Genomic DNA, 19,030 nt, shown 5'->3' with positions numbered 1-19,030 from the left:
CGGCGCTTAACAACCGATCCTTGTAAAATCCTAACCACTAACTACTCGCCACTAACCACTTGAAACGTGCGCATGGTCGGGTTGCTTTTTTCGAACCGAAAGAAAATCTTTTTCAAACAACCCGACCACCAGGCTCTCCGCTCCGGTCAATAAATTTCAAATCCTCTTTCGATACAAAAAGGAACCGAATCACAAATTTATTGACCCCGCATCGATCCTTTGCGCCGTACTTTTCCGAAAGACAGGAATTCGTTTTAGATATCCCCATGAACCAATTCACCGATATCTAGAACGAACTTCTCAAAACTTAAAATTGAACTTCGCGTAAGAATCGATCTCGACGAGTTGGCCCGGGATCGGAAAAGGATGATTGACTCGTTTCGGTGCGACTCCCACGTCTAAAGTTTCCTCGTCCAAACCGAGCCAATAAAAAGTCGCGGCCAAGATCAACATCGCCGCCATTCCGTAAACCATCACACCGCCGGTCAAACCTTCGTGTCTTCCGAAGTTTCCCGAGAGCTTTTGATATTTACCCGCGTCCGAGTTCGTTTCGCGGATGATTCTTTCCTCATAGAGGTACCAACCGATAAACTCGTTTTGTGGAATCACGTTGGCCGCATAAAAAAGATTCGTAAGATTGACCCGACTACGAGCGCGATCGTACAAATCGTTCGCCTTTAAATTGAAATAATAATAACCGACGTAAAATAAAAGAGTCCCGTATAAGGAATAAATCGAAAAATCGTTATACGAATGATCCAGAAAAACGTTCTGTTTATTTTTATAATAGTCGATAGTGTCTCCCGGTTTTAAAACGAGATTCAATTTCGTTTCCTCGTCCTTTTTGATCTCCACACCTTTCAAAAGATCCACGTGGCCTTCCATCGAAAGTCGAAGACGATTGTATCCCGTTTTGACTCGAACGTCGGTCAAAGGAGTTTTGCCTAAAAATTCGGAACCGAGATAAACGTTGGCGCCTTCCGGATTGGAAACGACGGAGATGGATCCGTCTTTGGGAGTTTTGGAAAGAGTCGTTTCAAAACTACCGCCGTCCTGAATCGAAACCCTTTTTTCTTCGCTCTGAAATCCGTCCATATAGTATTTGATCTTGTGTTTTCCGGGAAGAAGATCCGATCTTTGCAAAGGGGTTTTACCGAGAAAACGTCCGTCCAAAAACACGAGAACCCCGTCCATGTTTCCGGATTTAAAGGAAAACGAAACCGTGTTCTTTCCGATCAGTTCCCTTTTGATTTCACCGATCAATCCGTCCAACTCCTGATAAGAGCGTCTAACGCTAGTTCTCGCGCGGAATTCTTTTCGAGAAGCGTCTTTGGAGGATCTCAAAACGAGTTTGAGTTCCATCTGAGATTCGTTTTTTTTCTCGTATGTCCCGGCGAGATGATAAAAACATCCCGCCTTTATCCCGGATAAAAACAAAGTGTTGTCTTCGGGCGGAGTTTCCTCCGAAATATATTCCGTTTTTAAGGTCAGAAAACGCGGATCTTTTTCCGGAGAGGTTTCTTTCAAGTTCTTCACTTGTTCCAGAATGTCTCCGTCCCATTCTCCCTTTTTTAATCTTTCTCTTTCCGTCGGTTTTCCAAAAGCGTGTTCCACACTTTTCGGAATCACGTCCGGATCAAAAATTTGAAAAAGTCCTTTTAAACCCGAAAATAAAACACCTCCGTAACCCTTGCTCAAATAATCCAGGTTCGGGTCCGCGTTTTGATTTTTGAGGGGAAATACGCAGAGTTTTCTTTCTTTTTCAAACGTGATTCTTTCCCTCATCCCCGATTCGGGAAAACGATAATAATCCTCGATTCCCTGCGCCGAAATCCCTATACTCAAAATCGCTAATATTAAAATAAATGCAGATACTCTAATCATCGTTTTTCCACGTTCAAAGCGGCGACCAAACCTACGATCCCCAAGATAGGCATCGCCAAAGCCAAAGGAGCGGAATAAACGTAGTCTCTGGCAAAGGAAATTTGTTCTCCAAGGCCCGGACCGAACCAATCGGAGCCCGCGCTCACTCCGAGGTAACTAAAAAGCGCCAGCGTCATTACAACCCCGGGTAATCCTGTGGTAAATAGAACTTTCAATACGGGAAGAGCCGCGGGGAATATATGATTTCGAAACACGTTCGATCTCGAAGCTCCGAAAAAAGAGGAAGCAAGTACAAACCCGCTTCCGTCCGTTTCCCTGATTTTACTCTGGAGAGTTTCGTACGAAAAAGCCCAGTCGCCTAATAAAATCGCGACGACCAAAACGGAAGGCCCTTGTCCCAAAGCATGAATCGTAAGAAGTGCGATCAACAAAGAAGGAACGGAAACGAACACGGATGAGATCGGATTAAAAAACCATTTTCCCGTAAACGGGACGGAGTATTGAAACAGACAAATCAAAGAACTGAAAGCCAAAGTGAAAATCCGAGCAGGAAGCGAAAACAGAAGGGTCGAAACGGTTCCGTACGAAAAAAGACTATAAACATCCCTTCCCAAACGATCGCAGCCGAAAGGATGATCCACGGTCACGGAACAAAAACTGTCCTCCAGAAAAACGTCCGTGGGCGGACTTTTCCAAAGAATTCCACCCATTGCGAGGGCGATAAACAAAACTCTCAGAAAATTGTTAAACGACATCAAGAAAAACTCTCCTTACCCGTGAGGTTTTCCTGAAAACGAAGTGAAATTCTGCCGAACACATAAAACGTAAGGCCGCTATAAAACAGAAGAGCGCTCAAAAGTTCGGAGTCCATCGTCTGAATCGCGTAATACATGGACTTACCGATTCCGGGAAAGAAAAATATCTCCTCCACGATCATCGCTCCGGAAAGCAGAGAACTGAAATCGAGCAGGATCAAAACCGCGAGTAGAGGAAGGATTTTTAATAAAATATGATTCCATAATATTCTATTCTTAGAATATCCCCTCGCCCTCAGAATCTTCGTATAAGGGGATTTCAATTCGATTTCGGCGAAACTCAAAGCGAACTGATAAATCCTCGCCCAAACCCTGGAACCCAAAGCGACTCCCGGAAGAATCACATACGTAGTGTTCCAAGACTCGTAACCCCCCGGAGGAAACCATTCCAGTTCTACGAAAAAAACCAGAAGTAAAACAACTCCGACCACAAAAACGGGAGTGGAAAGGATCCAATGGCTCAAAAAAAGGAAAACCTTCTTAAAAATACTTTCTTCTTTTTTGGAACCGATCAGAGCGAAAGCGATCGCTAAACAACTTCCCCAGCCTACGGAAAAAACCGCGAGGTGCAAGGTCGGAAGAACCCTAGAAGAGATATGTTTCCAAACGGATTCTCCCGAAGCGGTTTTACCGGATCGAAACGTTATGACACCTTTTACAAAGGAGAATAACCGGGACGCAAAAGATTTCCGTTCCAAAAAGGATTCTTCCTTGGAAAAAGAAGAATCGGCGTAGAGATATTCCTTGTTAAACGAACGGAGATGCCCGAAAAGAACGGAGAAAAAAATCAACGCGACCAGAAATAAAAAGAACCTGGAGATTTCCTCCCTCACGGTTATACGTTCCGAGAAAAGGCTTTTTGGATTTCCTCGAAGGATCCGGAACGAATGAGTTTTTCCCTATCTTCTTTTACATTTAAGGCTTTTGCGATCTGAGCAAGAGTTTTGATGTGTTCTTGAAATTTGGTTTTTGGAACGATAAGAAGAATGAAAATATGAACCGGTTGATGATCGATCGAATCGAAATCGATTCCGGTCGGATTGAGTCCCATCACACATTTGAGTTCGTCGACTAGATTGACCGAACAGTGAGGAATCGCGACTCCACTTCCGATTCCCGTGGACATAGACTTTTCGCGGGCGAGAAGCGATTCCAAAATTTCTTCCTTATTTTCGGACTCGATCTGATGTGTATCGACTGCCTTCTGCAAAAGTTTGGAAATAACTTCTTCTTTGGTTCCGGATTCTAAATTAAAAATGACGGTTTCGGGATGAAGAAGAGTCAATAGTTGGTTCATAGGAGCGCCTCTGACTCTTTGCGGTTTTGATTTTCCGGTTTTCGTTTGTTACAATACGCGATCATCATTCTAACTACAATTCGAGTCGGTCCGATTGTCCGAAATTATCGACTCTGCTTCCCAGAAATATACGGATCAAACTGGCTTCAATGAAAAAATAGAAAACGGAAAATGTGAAAAGCGGTAAGGAAAAAACGACTAAAACCTGGATGACATAGAATAGGACTACGGTCCCCAATACGCCGATCCAAGAGTAAATCGACGCGGTATATAAATTTCTTCCCGGCGCGGCAAAAAGAATCGCAAACGAGACCCAAGCGGACAAAATAACGGGAAAATATTCCAAAAAAAGATTTCCGATTCCTAAAACCAATCCCGCTGCGAAGATCAAAGGGATTTGAAACGAATTCGGTCTTTTTAAAAAAACCGGAATCAGAAAAAGAATCGAATACGCTCCCATCTTTTCCAAAGCGGAAAATCGCCAAGGGGAATAACCGTCCTGTGAAAAAGAGAGAACGCTGTATAAATCCGAGATGAATTCGTTTCGAAAAGACAAACTACCCGCAGTCCCCGAAAAGATATCGACCGTGGGCAGTAAAAGATAAAAGAACAAAAAGATCAGAAGTTGAATCAGGGAAAGAGGAACCTGGACTCTCAGGCGATTTTCCAAAGGAGAATATAAAAAAACTCCGACGATTCCGGCGAGGATCGCCCAGACGACCGTTCCGGGATGAATCGGCAAAAGAAGAACATAGATCCCGGTATGAACGATCCACTTCAAAGGATAAACCGAACGTTTTACGATCGTAAATTGATATACAAAACAAGTTGCAAGAACCATTCCATAACAAATCCATAATGGAACGGTTCCGAACAAAACGATTCCTCCGAACGAAAAAAGTCCGAGCAAAATATCCGGAAAAAACGGATCGGCCTTACGCAAAAAACCGGCCTTTGTGACGAGGAGATAATCAGACATCAAGATTCTCCCTCGCTCCGTTTTTTACGTCTCGAATTTTATCTCTGATAGGAATTCCGGAAGGACAAAGGAAAGTACAAATCCCGCATTCGATACAAGCGTTTGCAAAAAATCGTCCTTGTCCCGTGACTAAAGAAATCGGATTACATTCGAGAGGACAGTTGTAAGTGCATTCCCCGCATTCGGTACACGGAAGTTCTTTCCATTCCCTGATTTTACCGGCAACGAATATGATGGAATGATGTTTGTAGATATCCAAAAAATATTCCTCGGAGGAAGAATGAAATTCTCCTCCGTCGAAAAAGGAATTGAAAGTGAAGTTCGGATATTCCTTCTTTTTTTCGAGGAGTAGAAAACTGAGACTCTGTCCGTCCCTGAACTTGATCGGAGATTCCTCTTTTTTGAGCCCGCCGTTTTTTTCCACGTAATAGATGCTGATATGTCTTTCTATGTAAGGAATTTTTTTGAATAAGGCCCTGTAAAGATGATAGAGGGTTTCCGGTCCTAGATAAAGAATATTCTCTTTTTGGAATGTCTTTTCGGAGAGGGCTTTTTTTACGAAATATTGCGGAAAACCGGCGGGATATTCGTATTTCCGAAACGGAACGGAGGATATGATATAATCCTTAATTACGGACTCCGGGAACCAAGCTTTTATATATTCTAAAAACTGAATATGCAATTCTTTGCATTCTTCCAAAATAATTCCCCGAAAATCGAAGGGTTGAGTTTTTGTATACGGAGCAAAAACGATCAAAGAGGATCGAAATACCTTAAAAAGAGAGGATAACGTTGTATCGGGAAAATCGAGGGAAACAAGTCCCGATTCGTCCATTTTTTCCAAGGCTTGTTCCAGTTTCAAAGAAGGATCGACTTGAATCTCGCCGGACAATTGAAAACTTCCGTCTTGTACGATTCTAATTTTTGTGGAATGTTCCCCTTGAATGAGACTGGCGATTCCGTCCACCGGAGATAAAAGGGTTCCGACAGATTGCCTTACAAGCGCCTCGCCTGCATACACGCGGGTGGGAAATTCTTTTAAATAAACGGCTCCCGGTTCGGGAAATAATGTGAAGGGTTCTTCCAGGACGGTCTTACGGGAAAATTTTCCGTGGACCAATCCTGGTTTGAGAGTAAAAGCGGAGGGCTTCAAAACTCTTTAGGTGAGAGTTTTCACCATGTAGATTTCGTCTTTGATCGGAAGTTCTTTCTTAAGATTTTTGATATAAGGAAGAATTTCACCCATCGGCTCATAAAATTCACAGTTTACCTGCATACGGCGAGCAACGGTAAAATATTTATAGAGCTTTTCTTCTCCGGATCTTTTGGACCATTTTTTCTTGGTACATTTTACGCGGAGAATATATTTGTCCGCTTCGGATTCATACTGCCTTACGGTCACGCAGTGCAGGCAATTAGCGCAGTAAACTTTCTCACTCATTCGGGTTCCTATTACTTGTAACGGTTTTTTGTCAATTTCTCAGAAAAAAGCGCGAAGTCAAGCACAAGCGCCCGAACTTCCCGGCAGGGATTTTATCCCTGCTATAGTTAGACCGAGTTTATGCCTGCGCGGGAAGCTCGTCCGTCGATCCTTGTTTGGAAGCCCCGAATTTCCAGGCGGCTTCCTTCAAAGACAAGTATCCTACGTAAAAGAATCCGAGCGCGTAGATTGCTAAAAATCCTACGATCTGAGGTTTTCCAAGTGCGAAAGAAAGAAACACGGTTCCGAGACAGTAAAATCCCATCAGGAACTCGAGCACCACGTGGAAATCCAAGGGAACCGTATATTTCAGTCTGTCCTTTAACACATCCGTATTCTTTTCGATTTTGAGTTTCGGCGTACGTTTGAAAGAGGATTGAATTCCAAGGATCGCTTCGAGCCAGGCTCTCGTGTTTACGATCGCAATTCCGGTCCCGATCATGATGAGAACGGGAAGATAAACCATTCTTCTTTTCCAATCTTTGTGGAGAGTTTTCTGTGAATACGCGTAAAAAATCATCGGACCCACGGATCCTACGGAAAGAATCGCGGCGGTACCCATCAGAATCTCGATCGGAAGGTCGTAAAAACTGAATCCGGACCAATAATCCATCAAAAGTAAAGGCGCGCTGAAGAGAATATTGATCACCATCAACGGATGTACGGAATAGTTGATCAAGTGAACGATCGCCTCGGATTTGATTCTCCAGGGCAGATCCGCACGAAGAATTCTTGGAAGCAATTTAACCGCGGTTTGGATCGATCCCTTACACCAACGAAACTGCTGAGATTTATACGCCGAAATCATGGCTGGAATTTCAGCCTTACATACGATATCTTTAAAATAACGGAATTTCCAACCTCTCATTTCGGCGCGGTAAGAAAGATCGAAGTCTTCCGTGAGAGTGTCGTGCTCCCATCCGCCGGAATCCAGAATGCATTCCTTTTTCCAGATTCCCGCCGTTCCGTTGAAGTTCATCCAAAGGTGAGAACCGTTTCTCGCCACTTGCTCGATCATAAAGTGACCGTCGATTCCGAAGGACTGCGCCTTGGTGAGAACGTTATAGTCCGCGTTGATATGTCCCCAACGAACCTGCACCATTCCGATCTGTGGATCTTCAAAATAAGATACGGTTTTGATTAAAAAGTCCGGGTCGGGCATAAAATCCGCGTCGAAGATGGCAATGTATTCTCCACGAGCCACTTTCATTCCCGCTTCGAGGGCTCCGGCCTTGTGTCCCGTGCGCGCCGCCCCGGCTCTGTGAAGGTGGTGGATATCAAATCCAAGAGCTTTATAATGATTGATGAGATTTCTGGACTTTTCGACCGTCTCGTCCGTGGAATCGTCCAAAAGTTGAATTTCGAGCTTATCTTTCGGATATTTGAGCGCGACCGTGGTTTCGATCAATCGATCCACAACATAGAATTCGTTGAAGATCGGGAGCTGCACAGTAACAACGGGCAGGTTCGGATCGTTGACATCGAGGATCTTGTCCGGTTCGGATTCGCAATAGGCATGGTTCTTTTTGTAGAGATATACCATGATGTAGGTATGAATCCCAAAGAAAAAGAGAGCGACGATGTCGATCCCATAGATGGCCAGAAACAGTACGGTTACGATGGTCAACATAATGATAGCAAGAAAAAATTTTACGGTTTAAAAGTCAAAGGTTTTGCACTGCATAAAATTTTTAGTTTTTAAAATCGGCCGTTTATTTTTTAATCCGAAGCCTAATGTGGGAGGTCCCACAGCCGATACTTTTCAATGGATGGACAACAACCTCCCTGGTTGTGTTCTTCCACTGCGAATTTTCATTTTGAAACGGACGGGGGGACGAAAGTTACACCGTCCCCTTTTTTTGTACACGCCGAACGATCCTAAGGAGACTTAGAGAGCGTTTCCCTTACTTCTAGATTGAAATAGGCGCTTCATTCTCCTCGAATCATTCGGCAGGAAGTGAAGTATGAGTTTTACGAAAGCGTCGTTTCTCAACGTAGCTACGATGAGCGATCCGAAACTCAAACGTCGTTTTAAATATAACCGGTGTTAGCGTATAAACGGTACACTTTCCGTGGATATCCGGCTCCATGTACTAGTCACTCAAAAGCGTAAAGTCCTAACTCCCCCAATTCTTATCCCCTGACATCTAAAACTGATCTTCTTTGAAAGAAGGTCAGTTTTTTCTTGATTTTTTTAAAACCAAAAAAATACTAATCGTATGATAAGTTCAAACAATATTCCTCAAGCCGAAGCTTGTCATCTTTCGAAGCAGGCCATTTTTGCAAAGGCTGAATCGATTGCACAAAAATTAAAATACCACGCGGGCACGGATTTAGAACCTGTAATTCAAGATTTAGGAGGTAAGATCTATTACGTATCTTTAGAAGAATGGTATGATACTCAGGATGCTTCCATTCGTGTGTACGATAAAAATAATTTCGAAATTTATATTTCGAACTTCACAGGCCCGTTACGAAATCGTTTCTCTTTAACGCATGAGTTAGGTCACTATTTTCTGCATTCTTCGGAAGGCCAAAAGCAAATCGTTGCCGCCAGAAGCGGTTCCAATCTTTGCGAATGGGAAGCAAACTGGTTCGCTGCCGCCTTCTTGATGCCGGAACAAGAATTTAGGGATGTAGTGGAAAAGTTTTCGCATCATAAGATGGATTACGTAGCTGCACATTTTTTAGTCTCACGGAAGGCGGCCGATGTCCGTTACGATTCCATTTTCAAGTCGTAAAGTTATCTTGTTTTTATCGGTGGATATCGTTGGTTCTACCGAATACAAAAATAAAGCCCAATCACAAAATCATTGGTTGCGTTTTTTTACCACCTTTTACAAAGAATTTCCTATTACATTCTTAAATCAAATGGAAACAAATTCCTCTTTGTTTCAAAATCTAAACTTACCACCCATACCGAAGTTATGGAAATCCCTCGGAGACGAATTGATCTTTGAGTGTGAAATCAAACAGCACAAAGAGGTTCAATATCTCGTAAAAACATTTTCCCAAGCGGTTTTCAATTATTCTTATCATATAAAGGATAAGAATTTATCGTTAAAAGGTTGTGCCTGGATCGCGGGCTTCCCCGTTATCAATGCGATCATCACTTCCGATAGTAATGGAAATGAAACTAAAGATTATATAGGCCCTCAAATCGATATCGGTTTCAGAATCAGTAAATTTGCGACCGAATTAAAATTCGTCATTTCCGTTGAAGTATTGATTCTATTAGCTAGAACAACTAATACTCATTTTAAGTTCTATCTAGAAGAACCGCGACCGCTCAAGGGAGTTTTGGGTAATAAACCTTACCCTATTATATGGATTAAAAACGAAAAATCCAAAGAGGAGCCATTGAATCAACTTCTGAATAAACATGAAAATCCTACTCGGAGTGACGAATTAAACGCATATTGTTTATCTTTTCTCGACGAGTCTGGAAAACCGTTTATGCATCCTTTTTTAGAAAACGATCCTTCATTCAATGAAAAACCAGATTGGTATGAGGAAGAATTCAAGAAAGTGGAACAAATTCTGTCTTCTTCAGAGGATAACTTCGGCAATCCTTGAGGACCGTCTCAAAAACGCGAGGATGTGGGAACTCTTACGGAGATTTTCTATGAAAAAACGGTTCAAAACCGCAAAAATAATATAAAACAACGATCTCTGTGGGAACTCCTTCGTTTCAAGTAGTTAACGTGACCCGCCGGCTGGGGAAAAACTATCGAAGCCTCGTGGAAATTTGATTCAATCTTACCAAATCATCCGACGGTCGTCGGAAAATCGTAATGTTTTCAATAGAGTTGTTGAAAAATTCAATAGTCATGATTAACAAAACCGCTTCAATCGTCCATTTCCATGAAACAGAAACAAATGGAGAATTAATTTTCAACAACTCTAATAGACCGACTTTTAAGTCCGTAGAATTTAAAAAGAAGTTGTTTCCGAAAAACGGATTTTCATCCTTTCCAGTAAGGAAATCAAGTCCGGTAATCTTTCATGAAATCTAAGATAACGTTTGTATATGTTCAAAAAATCGTAATATTCCTTTTCGTTCTAATTTGTTTTCTTTCCCAAGCGGAAGCGGAAAACAAACAAAAACCGTTTAAAAATTTAAAGAAGGGACTCCAACATCCTCGGAGCGTTGATGAATTGGATTTAAGTTTTCAAAAACTTACGACTCTCCCCAAAGAAATCGGACAGCTTAAAAATTTACAAAGATTGGAATTGGATTCGAATCCGATTTCCTCCCAGGAAAAAGAACGAATCCGAAAGTTACTTCCGAATGTGGGATTGATTTTGAAGGCGGAGGAGATTGATAGAACTTTATGAATATCTTATAAACCCGACCCGACGTCTCAAAATGTTACTCATAGCTATATAATAAAGTACCCGATATTTTGCGTTGAAACAGTGTTTTGCGATAAAAATTAACGGTGCTTAATTTTATAATGAAAGAGATGTATGATTCGATTACGGGAAGGGATCAGTAATCGACCGAAATCAAATCCAACGTGTCGTTCGAAATTTCCCGAACGGCTTGCAACAAAAGATCGCTCGAATAATCGGAATACATTCTTTCCGTGAGAATTCTTCTAAAACTACGAGCGCCTTTCTCTCCATGAAATAAACCCAACATGTGCCTAAGCGCGTGATGCGGTTTTACGTTTTTCTCTTTCAAAACCGTTTCTTCGATATAATCCCGCATCCTAAACAGAACTTCTCTTCTGCTTAAAGCAGGAGAATCGTCCTTAAAAAACAAGGAATCCACTTCCGAAAAAAGATAAGGAGTTTCATACGCGGCCCTTCCGATCATCACTCCGTCGTTTTTTTTAAGTTTTTCCCGTATCGACGTAAGAGTTTTAATTCCTCCGTTGATCTCGATCAAAAGATCTGGAAATTTTTCCTTTAAGGTTTCGACGTCCGCATAACGTAAGGGAGGAATTTGACGGTTCTGTGCCGGAGAAAGCCCGCCTAAGATCGCGATCCTTGCGTGAACGATAAGCCGCCTAACACCCGCTTGGCGAACACATTCGACAAACCTACACAGGTCTTCGAATGTTTCCTTACCGGGAATTCCGATTCTACATTTTACGGTTACGGGAATCGAAACCGAAACGTCCATTGCAAAAACCAGTTCGGCGACCTTCTCCGGAGTTTCCATCAAACACGCTCCGAAGTTTCCTTCTCTCACTCGATCGCTCGGACAACCCACGTTCAGATTGATCTCTGTGTATCCGTAGTCTTCCGCGATTTTTGAAGATTCTGCAAGAGCTTTCGGATCGTCTCCTCCCAGCTGAATCGCAAGAGGTAATTCCTCGGGACTGTAAGATAAAAATCGACGACGATCCCCGTGAAGGACGGCCCCGGTATGAATCATCTCCGTATATAAAAAAGTATGTTTGGAAATGAGTCTTAAAAAATATCGAAAATGTCGATCGGTCCAATCCATCATCGGAGCGAGCGAAACCGGATATCGTTTTGGAATTTTGGCGCCTTTCTCTGACATAATCGGATTCGATTACCAGAATTTTGTTACAAAGTCCTTCGGTCAAGGATCCTCTTTTAGAATTAGGACTTGGAATCCGCAGTGAATCGTAAAAGAATGTCAGTAGAAAATGCGCAGTTCCGAAAATCAAAAACCCAGAACGTCCGCATTGAAAAGAATCGCCGTTCTATCGTTATGGATTTGTTGTATGACTTCCTGTAGAACTCTCGAATCCTTTTTTGAAACGGTGATCCTTACGGGAGGAGTCGATTCCACACGCTTGAATTTTTTTACTAGATACAATGCGATGGAAGACTTCGTCCGTACGAACGGCGGGTTAAAAGTTCCGGAAAGAAATGATCGTCCGGTCAACGACGATCCGGCAAAATCGGTTGCCTTTTATACGATCGGTTCCATTCCGAGAAGATTGCCCGGTTTTCCTTTTACGGGTTATTTGAAATTTCTAAACTACGTCGCTTACGGTTTTACGATCACCTCCCCTAGAACCTTTCGAGGAAATCTTCTCAACTTCCCGGACGACGGAAGAAACTATTCCAATCTGATAGAACAAACCTTATACGGAGTATATCCTCTTCCCGAACCTTTTGCCAGAAAAGCGGAATATTTGTACATCGACTATCAAGCCTACGCGACTCTCTACTTGGGTTTTTGGGAACTTCAAAATTGGAACTTAGGAGTCGGAATCAACCTCGGCTACAGTATCTACGACTTTGACATTTTGGAAAGTGGCCTCAGGGTTTCCACCACACGGAACCAGACAAGGGCAATCGCCGGATTTAAAGCATTATATGAATATAATATAGGTAGATTTTTTGAGGATACGATTTTCTATAACCTGTATTTATACGTGGAATTATCAAGTATCGGAAATAACGAAAGCAATCAACGGGGAGACGTACTCAGTATCGGTAATTTCGGCAAAACTCCGATCACCCAAACGGCGCCGACCGCCAACGGAGAAGGTTATCACGATCTTTATCTGACGATGAACACGTTCCGAATCGGAGTTCGAAAAGAAATTCAATTGTCCAGACCGACATCGGAAGATTTACTCCGTAAAGACAGCGGTCCCGGAATCGAATCCGCTCCTCCGAAACCGACGGAACCCGTACCGCCGAAAATCTAATGCTTTCCTGGAAAAACAATTCCACTCCCGTATCCGATCGATTCGACGACATATACTTTTCTCCCGAAAACGGTCTCAAAGAAACCGAACACGTTTTTTTAGAAGGAAACGATCTTCTCAATAGATGGAAAAATTCGAATATTCAAAATTCATTTTGTATCCTGGAATTGGGTTTCGGCACGGGACTCAACTTCCTTACTACCTGGAGAAAATACGCGGAACACAAGGATCGGTTTCGACTCCATTTTATCTCCGTTGAAAAATTTCCGCTAAATCGGGAGGAAATTTCAAAAGCGCTTTCCGTATTTTCGGAACTGGAAGAAATCAAAAAGGAATTCTTATCCTCCTATCAAGACCTGATTCCCGGAATGAACTATTTTCGATTTTTAGAAGGAAGGATTCATCTCGCTCTTTTTTTGGGAGACGTCGGAGACGCGTTATGCGAAATTTCAGGAAAAGCGGACGCGATTTTTTTGGACGGTTTTGCTCCTTCTAAAAATCCGGAGATGTGGGAAGAATCGATTCTCAAAAATCTAAAAAACGTTTCGAAAGTCGGAACTACGTTTTCCACTTTTACGGTCGCAAGGACGGTCAGAGATTCCTTATCTTCCGCGGGTTTTACGTTGGAAAAACGTCCGGGTTTCGGAAGAAAAAGAGAAATGTTGGCTGGTAGTTATTGCGGTCCCGTTTTGGAAACGAAAGAATCGATTCCGAAAGAAAAACCTTGGTGCAAACGTTCTTATCCGGAATCAAATATCAAAACCGCGACGATCGTCGGCGCGGGGATCGCGGGTTCGACCCTTGCGTATTCCTTGTCAAAACGAGGAGTTCAAGTTTTACTGATCGATCCTTCCGGAATCGCAAATCAAACCTCGGGAATTCCGATCGCGATATCCCATCCTCACCTCGCGAAAGTTCCGGGACCGATCAGCTTGTTCACATTACGCGCCTTTCGATACGCGGTTTCCTTTCTTTCCTCGTTTGCGGACGAAAATCAATTCGGAAAAACCGGATTGTTTCACAGTGTAACGGAAGAGATGAGTTCGGAACGACTGCAAAAGAGTATGGAAAACCATAAACTCTCCGAAGAGATCGTATCTTGGAAGTCGATCGACTCCGATTTTCGGAAAAAAAACTTTTGCGGAAACGAACCGGGAGTTTTTTTCCCGAAAGGTTTTTGGACCCGACCCGGATCGATCGCCAAACGATGCGCCGATCGACCCGGAATCGAATTTATCCAAGGAACGGTAAACTCGGTCGAAAGAATCGAAACGTCCTTTCCGGAAAACCGGACCGATTGGAAAGTCGGTCTCAAGGAATCCGATCGCAAAGTACTTGCAAATTCTATTATATTCTGTAATTCTCATGCGATGGGAGAACTTCTATTTTCCCTATTGGGAGAAGAACCGTTTCCGATCAAAAAAGTTCGGGGACAACTTTTATCCTTAAAGGAAACCGAAAATTCCTCCCGTATTACGAACATTCTTTGCGCGGAACACTATCTGACCCCTTCCATTCGAGGAGAACACGTTTTAGGTTCCACGTTCGACGAGTTCGATCCGGATCCAACTCCTCAAAAAAAAGATACGGACCGACTTTTACAATACGCTCAAACCAAATACCCTACTTTAAACTTCGACCTCCGTTCCGTTCTTTTCGAAACGGTGGGATTTAGAGCGCAAACTCCGGATCGGTTTCCGATCATCGGTCCGGTCTTCGATCCGAAAAAATTTCGAGAAAGCTACAAAGAAATCGATTTGCCTCGAAATCGAAACCGATCGTTTCCAAACCTCAAAACGATCCCGGGCCTTTACGTTTTCGGAGGTTTGGGTTCGAGGGGAATTTTGAGTTCTTTTTTAGGTGCGGAGATTCTTGCGTCTTTGATACTGGGCGAACCCGCTCCCGTCGAATCCTCCGTCTTGGAATTTTTGCATCCGGCAAGATTCCTCTATCGAAAGATTCGGAAGTAACACAAGTCGACGTACAAAAAGGGAAAGCGTGTTAAGGGTTATTAGAATCGTTTGATGGGCGCCTCCTTTCGATCTACGATCGAAAGGACCGAGCTCTTTCGCGACTACGCTTCCGCTCCGGCCGCTTTGCGGCCGCGTTCCGCGTCGCTTCGATCTCTGGCGCGGGAAAGCCCCGCAAAAGGGAGACTTTTTACTTGCAAAAAGTATAATTTATTAAAATCAAATGAACTCGAAACAAAACGATCACATTCAAAATTTAGAATTTTCTCTTAAGGAAATTTGGGGAATGTCCCGATTTCGAACCGGCCAAAAAGAGGCGATCGAATCCGTCCTGAACGGAAAAGACACGTTAGTCATCCTTCCCACCGGAGGAGGAAAATCCCTCATTTATCAACTTCCCGCGGTTTTGGACGAATCTTCTTTGACTCTTGTCATTTCTCCCTTGATCGCCTTGATGAAAGACCAAGTGGATTCTCTTAAGGCGAAAGGAATCGCCGCGGAATACTGCAATTCCACACAAGACGATCTGGAACAACTCAGAATTCTCAGCAGAGCCGTTACGGGCAAGATCCGAATTTTATACCTATCGCCGGAAAAAGCGTTGAGCAGACAGGTGTTCGAAATTCTACCGAAACTTCCCTTAGCAAGAATTTCCGTCGACGAAGCGCACTGCGTATCCCAATGGGGACACGACTTCAGACCGGAATATCGAAAACTCCACGAACTTAGGGACCGATATCCGAGTCCGATACCGATCATCGCGTTAACCGCCACAGCAACGTCCAGAGTTATAAAGGACATTTCGGATGCTCTCGGACTCAAAAATCCGGCGTTGATCCAAGGAAGTTTTTACAGGAAAAATCTCAACTTTTCCGTACGTTTTCCTCAAAACGAAACTTCGAGGGAAAACGAACTCTTAAAACTTTTGATCCGAGGAAACTTTCAAAAAACCGCAAACGGAAGAGCGATTATTTATTGTGCGACCCGGCAAAAAGTGGAATCGGTTTACGATTTTCTAAAGAAGAACGGTTTTAAAGTCGGCAAATATCACGCAGGCAGAACGGATTCAAGTCGGGAAAAAACCCAAGACGGATATAACACCGGTAAAACGAACGTGCTTGTGGCGACTAACGCGTTCGGTATGGGTTTGGATAACCCGGACGTTCGTTTGGTCGTTCACTATCAAATGCCCGCGTCCTTGGAAAGTTATTATCAGGAAGCGGGAAGAGCCGGTAGGGACGGAAAACCTTCGGACTGTGTTCTTTTTTTTCATCCTTCCGATCTTGTGACTCAGAGTTTTATCATCGGTAAAGAAAACAATCGGAAAGGAGGAGAAACGTTACTCTCCTTTGTCAAGGAATACTCGGTCTCCAACCGATGCAGACAACAAATGCTTTGTTCTTATTTCGGCGAAGAGGTTACGTCTTGCAAAACCTGCGACATCTGTTTGGAAAAAGAATCTCCGCATTCTTCCGTTGCGGGGGACGGAAGGGATCAATTCCTCAAAAGGGAAGAGGATAAAAAACAAAAGAGAGAAGAAAAAGAAAAATACGATTTTTCCGAAGAGGAATTGGGAACGATCGATCGAGTTTTAGAACAGATTCCGGGTAAATTCGGTAAAAGAATGATCGCGGGTGTTTTGCGAGGTTCCAGATCGAATGAAATTTTGAGAAAAAAATTGGATCGTTTGGTCGGCTACGGTTCCTTACGTTCGATTCCGGAAGAAGCGATTTTAAAAACTTTGGACGATTGGATCGCGAACAAAAAAGTGAAAATCGTCGGAGACAAATATCCGAAACTCATCCTCGCATCGACCGTTATCGTTAAAACCCCGAGAAAGAAAAAAGATCCCGATACACAAGGCGAAAAGAAAGTGATTCCCGCCAAGAACGTGATCCAAGAATTGAAAAACTTTCGAGACAGGGAAGCCAGAAGAAGAAAGTGGAAGAAGTTTATGGTGCTTCAAAATCCGGTCATCGTTCAAATCGCAAATGTAATGCCGGAAACTCCGGAAGAACTTTCTTTGATCAAAGGGATGGGCTCCGCAAAGGTCGAAAAGTTCGGGAATGATATCTTAAGAATATTAGAAAAATGGAAATAATTCCCGAGTCTCTTCCGCTTAAACTTAGATTTTACAATCCCTCTAACACCTAACGAACTATAACTTAGCCACTCGAAGCGGGAGTTCCCGCGTTTTTGGGAAACTAAACGCAGAGCTTTCCTAAACTCAATCTCACTCTCTGGTGCTGCGACCCTTAGGGAGCAGTGCCACTTGAGTTACCTGGGTCCTGATTTTCCCAACTTCGTTGGGAGCAAAAGATGACGCTCCGCTATCTTTTTGCTATCTCACTCCCTACGGGTCGTTCGATAGGGCGCTCTGCGGAGTTTAGACAAAATCTTTAATTTTTTGCTCGGTAGCCTGGCACATTCCACAGTTTCTTTCGTTAGCCTTATGAGAGGTTCAAAACGATGAAAAAAAATCACCACCTTCCGTATAAAATAAAAGATAAAGTCATCGCGCTCGTCTCGTTGACTGTATCTTTATTCGTCAGTTGCAAGAAAGATAAAGACGACAAGAACAATCTGTTGTTGGCGGCGCTTTTACTCAGCTCCGGTCAAAACGCCGAATTTCGTATTTCCAATACGAGCGCACTTGCAGCGGCCCGTACGCAAGCAGGCTCGTCCCGATTCAAAGTAGGTTCCGATTCTTCCGGATTTTTAATCGATCTCGGCGGAGACGATCCTCAAAACTACGGGGACGGAGCCGCGGACGGATTCAACGATCATTTCATCACACCGGCTGCGGTTTCCATCGGCATCTGTCAAGTTCTCGCCTACAAATCGGTCGCAAAGGGCGGACCGGCAAAGGGAAACGAAACATTAGAAAATGCAAATTTTGTAATGTTCAAAGCGCCCGGAACTCCCGTTCCCGGTTCTAAAGTATGCGAAACCGGTTTTATGCCGATCGGATTACAAACCGGAGACGCTTCTTCAAGTTCGGCTTTTCTACCGATCACTGCCATACCGGACGAAGAGAAACAGGACTACGATCGAGTGGGAATCATCGCCAGGGATTTTACGTATTACTTTGATCCGAAAGACGTTCCTGAAAACTCATATCGTTACGTGGATTTGGTGTTAAACAACCCGACTTCCAATTCTAGCAGCATAATCAATAATGGCGTTGGTAGAGGCGACGTAAGTCCGAAACTTTTTAGTAAGGATTGTCCCGCTTCCTTTGTCAACTCTCCAAGTTTTATCTTTTCCAACTTGTTAAAACCTGAGGAAATGGGCGGTGCAACGGCCGGCGCTTGCAATATGGGTGAATTGGCGATAGACTCAAGTTCAGGCGGTATACTTAAGGTTGCGGTTTCGGATGACTATAATCCTTTCACAAATCCGGAACGTACCCTCAACCCACCTTCGATTGCGGGAGTTGCCTACAATTCCGCCGCGCAAAAACTTAAATTTAAGGCTCCGGCCGCCATCAACAATTTGGATGTGAAAGATCCTTACATATTGATCGTGGATTTTAATTCTTCCAAAAAAAACGGAGATCTGTTGTTTAACGTTTCCATAGACAACGCGCTTTTTTGGGATTCGACTGCGGCCGATAACGTATTTTCTCCTCAACTCAACGCGGCCGATAGACCGAACGCTACGAGCGGAGACGACAATATGACCACAACCGCCAGAAGAAACCTGATCTTTCATTTACCTACGATCCTTAGCGAGACAAAATGAAGGACTTTGTAGATTTCGATAAATACGAGGTGATTCCATAGAATTTGAAGGAAGTTAATTCTTTCCATTCAAACTGAACCATCATAAGGAGCTTGTCGGCTCCTTATGATGGTTGTATTTTCTCACAAAGGCAATCCGAAAGAACTTTCAAAAAACTAAAAAATTTTGAGATCGAATCAACAATCCGTTGATCGCAAAAACTCCCCTCTTTTTTTCAAAA

The 19,030-nt window shown here is 43.3% G+C and carries 17 protein-coding genes; 8 read left to right on the top strand and 9 right to left on the bottom strand.

Annotated features, from left to right (window positions below):
- Positions 1 to 300: 300 nt before the first annotated feature.
- From LEP1GSC060_RS02850 to LEP1GSC060_RS02815, 8 genes are all read right to left on the bottom strand, one after another.
- Complete coding sequence (locus tag LEP1GSC060_RS02850; protein ID WP_002995665.1) at positions 301 to 1,884, bottom strand: PEGA domain-containing protein; 1,584 nt, start codon at positions 1,882 to 1,884, stop codon at positions 301 to 303.
- Positions 1,881 to 2,642, bottom strand: coding sequence for an ABC transporter permease (locus LEP1GSC060_RS02845; protein ID WP_036095239.1), 762 nt, complete (start codon positions 2,640 to 2,642; stop codon positions 1,881 to 1,883). The genes LEP1GSC060_RS02850 and LEP1GSC060_RS02845 overlap by 4 nt, the downstream gene beginning before the upstream one ends.
- The gene (locus LEP1GSC060_RS02840) at positions 2,639 to 3,532 is read right to left on the bottom strand and encodes an ABC transporter permease subunit (protein ID WP_002995754.1); all 894 of its coding nucleotides are present in this window, start codon (positions 3,530 to 3,532) and stop codon (positions 2,639 to 2,641) included. The genes LEP1GSC060_RS02845 and LEP1GSC060_RS02840 overlap by 4 nt, the downstream gene beginning before the upstream one ends.
- 2 nt (positions 3,533 to 3,534) lie before the next feature.
- Positions 3,535 to 3,996: a PTS sugar transporter subunit IIA gene (locus LEP1GSC060_RS02835; RefSeq protein ID WP_002995715.1), complete on the bottom strand. Its 462-nt coding sequence runs from the start codon at positions 3,994 to 3,996 to the stop codon at positions 3,535 to 3,537.
- 73 nt (positions 3,997 to 4,069) lie between these two features.
- Positions 4,070 to 4,975 (bottom strand): hypothetical protein, encoded by a 906-nt coding sequence (locus tag LEP1GSC060_RS02830; RefSeq protein ID WP_002995733.1) that lies wholly within the window; start codon positions 4,973 to 4,975, stop codon positions 4,070 to 4,072.
- Positions 4,968 to 6,128, bottom strand: coding sequence for a hypothetical protein (locus tag LEP1GSC060_RS02825; RefSeq protein WP_002995682.1), 1,161 nt, complete (start codon positions 6,126 to 6,128; stop codon positions 4,968 to 4,970). The genes LEP1GSC060_RS02830 and LEP1GSC060_RS02825 overlap by 8 nt, the downstream gene beginning before the upstream one ends.
- 6 nt (positions 6,129 to 6,134) lie before the next feature.
- Positions 6,135 to 6,416 (bottom strand): hypothetical protein, encoded by a 282-nt coding sequence (locus tag LEP1GSC060_RS02820; RefSeq protein ID WP_004459036.1) that lies wholly within the window; start codon positions 6,414 to 6,416, stop codon positions 6,135 to 6,137.
- 118 nt (positions 6,417 to 6,534) lie between these two features.
- Positions 6,535 to 8,037 (bottom strand): cellulose synthase family protein, encoded by a 1,503-nt coding sequence (locus LEP1GSC060_RS02815; protein WP_338041942.1) that lies wholly within the window; start codon positions 8,035 to 8,037, stop codon positions 6,535 to 6,537.
- On the opposite strand from LEP1GSC060_RS02815, the gene LEP1GSC060_RS20475 reads away from it, so the two are divergent.
- From LEP1GSC060_RS20475 to LEP1GSC060_RS02790, 4 genes are all read left to right on the top strand, one after another.
- Positions 7,972 to 8,157, top strand: coding sequence for a hypothetical protein (locus tag LEP1GSC060_RS20475; RefSeq protein ID WP_002995659.1), 186 nt, complete (start codon positions 7,972 to 7,974; stop codon positions 8,155 to 8,157). The two genes, LEP1GSC060_RS02815 and LEP1GSC060_RS20475, sit on opposite strands and share 66 nt — an antisense overlap.
- Positions 8,158 to 8,674: 517 nt before the next feature.
- Positions 8,675 to 9,196: an ImmA/IrrE family metallo-endopeptidase gene (locus LEP1GSC060_RS02805; RefSeq protein ID WP_002995717.1), complete on the top strand. Its 522-nt coding sequence runs from the start codon at positions 8,675 to 8,677 to the stop codon at positions 9,194 to 9,196.
- A complete protein-coding gene (locus tag LEP1GSC060_RS02800) occupies positions 9,165 to 10,031 on the top strand; it encodes a hypothetical protein (protein WP_002995704.1) in 867 nt (288 codons plus the stop codon). Before LEP1GSC060_RS02805 ends, LEP1GSC060_RS02800 begins: the two co-directional genes overlap by 32 nt.
- Before the next feature lie 429 nt (positions 10,032 to 10,460).
- Complete coding sequence (locus LEP1GSC060_RS02790; protein ID WP_002995642.1) at positions 10,461 to 10,793, top strand: leucine-rich repeat domain-containing protein; 333 nt, start codon at positions 10,461 to 10,463, stop codon at positions 10,791 to 10,793.
- Between the two features lie 154 nt (positions 10,794 to 10,947).
- On the opposite strand, the gene dusA is transcribed toward LEP1GSC060_RS02790, so the two are convergent.
- Complete coding sequence (gene dusA, locus LEP1GSC060_RS02785) at positions 10,948 to 11,970, bottom strand: tRNA dihydrouridine(20/20a) synthase DusA (RefSeq protein ID WP_002995640.1); 1,023 nt, start codon at positions 11,968 to 11,970, stop codon at positions 10,948 to 10,950.
- Between the two features lie 109 nt (positions 11,971 to 12,079).
- On the opposite strand from dusA, the gene LEP1GSC060_RS02780 reads away from it, so the two are divergent.
- From LEP1GSC060_RS02780 to srpA, 4 genes are all read left to right on the top strand, one after another.
- A complete protein-coding gene (locus tag LEP1GSC060_RS02780; RefSeq protein WP_002995666.1) occupies positions 12,080 to 13,096 on the top strand; it encodes an LIC10647 family lipoprotein in 1,017 nt (338 codons plus the stop codon).
- A complete protein-coding gene (mnmC, locus tag LEP1GSC060_RS02775) occupies positions 13,096 to 15,066 on the top strand; it encodes a bifunctional tRNA (5-methylaminomethyl-2-thiouridine)(34)-methyltransferase MnmC2/FAD-dependent 5-carboxymethylaminomethyl-2-thiouridine(34) oxidoreductase MnmC1 (RefSeq protein ID WP_002995804.1) in 1,971 nt (656 codons plus the stop codon). The genes LEP1GSC060_RS02780 and mnmC overlap by 1 nt, the downstream gene beginning before the upstream one ends.
- Positions 15,067 to 15,289: 223 nt before the next feature.
- Positions 15,290 to 17,167, top strand: coding sequence for a RecQ family ATP-dependent DNA helicase (locus LEP1GSC060_RS02770; RefSeq protein ID WP_036095237.1), 1,878 nt, complete (start codon positions 15,290 to 15,292; stop codon positions 17,165 to 17,167).
- Between the two features lie 368 nt (positions 17,168 to 17,535).
- Complete coding sequence (gene srpA, locus LEP1GSC060_RS02765; RefSeq protein WP_002995831.1) at positions 17,536 to 18,810, top strand: sigma factor sigX-regulated lipoprotein SrpA; 1,275 nt, start codon at positions 17,536 to 17,538, stop codon at positions 18,808 to 18,810.
- Positions 18,811 to 19,030 lie beyond the last annotated feature (220 nt).

The sequence above is a fragment of the Leptospira weilii serovar Ranarum str. ICFT genome (genome assembly GCF_000332415.1).
Classification (GTDB): Bacteria; Spirochaetota; Leptospiria; order Leptospirales; family Leptospiraceae; genus Leptospira; species Leptospira weilii_A.
The sequence above is the reverse complement of the archived record's forward strand: the minus strand, read 5'-3'. Positions and strand labels throughout refer to the sequence as shown.

What these genes read in the sequence shown, in the direction of transcription:
- LEP1GSC060_RS02850 (WP_002995665.1), bottom strand. Translation starts at nt 1,884, where the DNA reads ATGATTAGAGTATCTGCATTTATTTTAATATTAGCGATTTTGAGTATA.
- LEP1GSC060_RS02835 (WP_002995715.1), bottom strand. Translation starts at nt 3,996, where the DNA reads ATGAACCAACTATTGACTCTTCTTCATCCCGAAACCGTCATTTTTAAT.
- LEP1GSC060_RS02830 (WP_002995733.1), bottom strand. Translation starts at nt 4,975, where the DNA reads ATGTCTGATTATCTCCTCGTCACAAAGGCCGGTTTTTTGCGTAAGGCC.
- LEP1GSC060_RS02820 (WP_004459036.1), bottom strand. Translation starts at nt 6,416, where the DNA reads ATGAGTGAGAAAGTTTACTGCGCTAATTGCCTGCACTGCGTGACCGTA.
- LEP1GSC060_RS20475 (WP_002995659.1), top strand. Translation starts at nt 7,972, where the DNA reads ATGGTTCTTTTTGTAGAGATATACCATGATGTAGGTATGAATCCCAAA.
- LEP1GSC060_RS02805 (WP_002995717.1), top strand. Translation starts at nt 8,675, where the DNA reads ATGATAAGTTCAAACAATATTCCTCAAGCCGAAGCTTGTCATCTTTCG.
- LEP1GSC060_RS02800 (WP_002995704.1), top strand. Translation starts at nt 9,165, where the DNA reads ATGTCCGTTACGATTCCATTTTCAAGTCGTAAAGTTATCTTGTTTTTA.
- LEP1GSC060_RS02790 (WP_002995642.1), top strand. Translation starts at nt 10,461, where the DNA reads ATGAAATCTAAGATAACGTTTGTATATGTTCAAAAAATCGTAATATTC.
- dusA (WP_002995640.1), bottom strand. Translation starts at nt 11,970, where the DNA reads ATGTCAGAGAAAGGCGCCAAAATTCCAAAACGATATCCGGTTTCGCTC.
- LEP1GSC060_RS02780 (WP_002995666.1), top strand. Translation starts at nt 12,080, where the DNA reads ATGCGCAGTTCCGAAAATCAAAAACCCAGAACGTCCGCATTGAAAAGA.
- mnmC (WP_002995804.1), top strand. Translation starts at nt 13,096, where the DNA reads ATGCTTTCCTGGAAAAACAATTCCACTCCCGTATCCGATCGATTCGAC.
- LEP1GSC060_RS02770 (WP_036095237.1), top strand. Translation starts at nt 15,290, where the DNA reads ATGAACTCGAAACAAAACGATCACATTCAAAATTTAGAATTTTCTCTT.
- srpA (WP_002995831.1), top strand. Translation starts at nt 17,536, where the DNA reads ATGAAAAAAAATCACCACCTTCCGTATAAAATAAAAGATAAAGTCATC.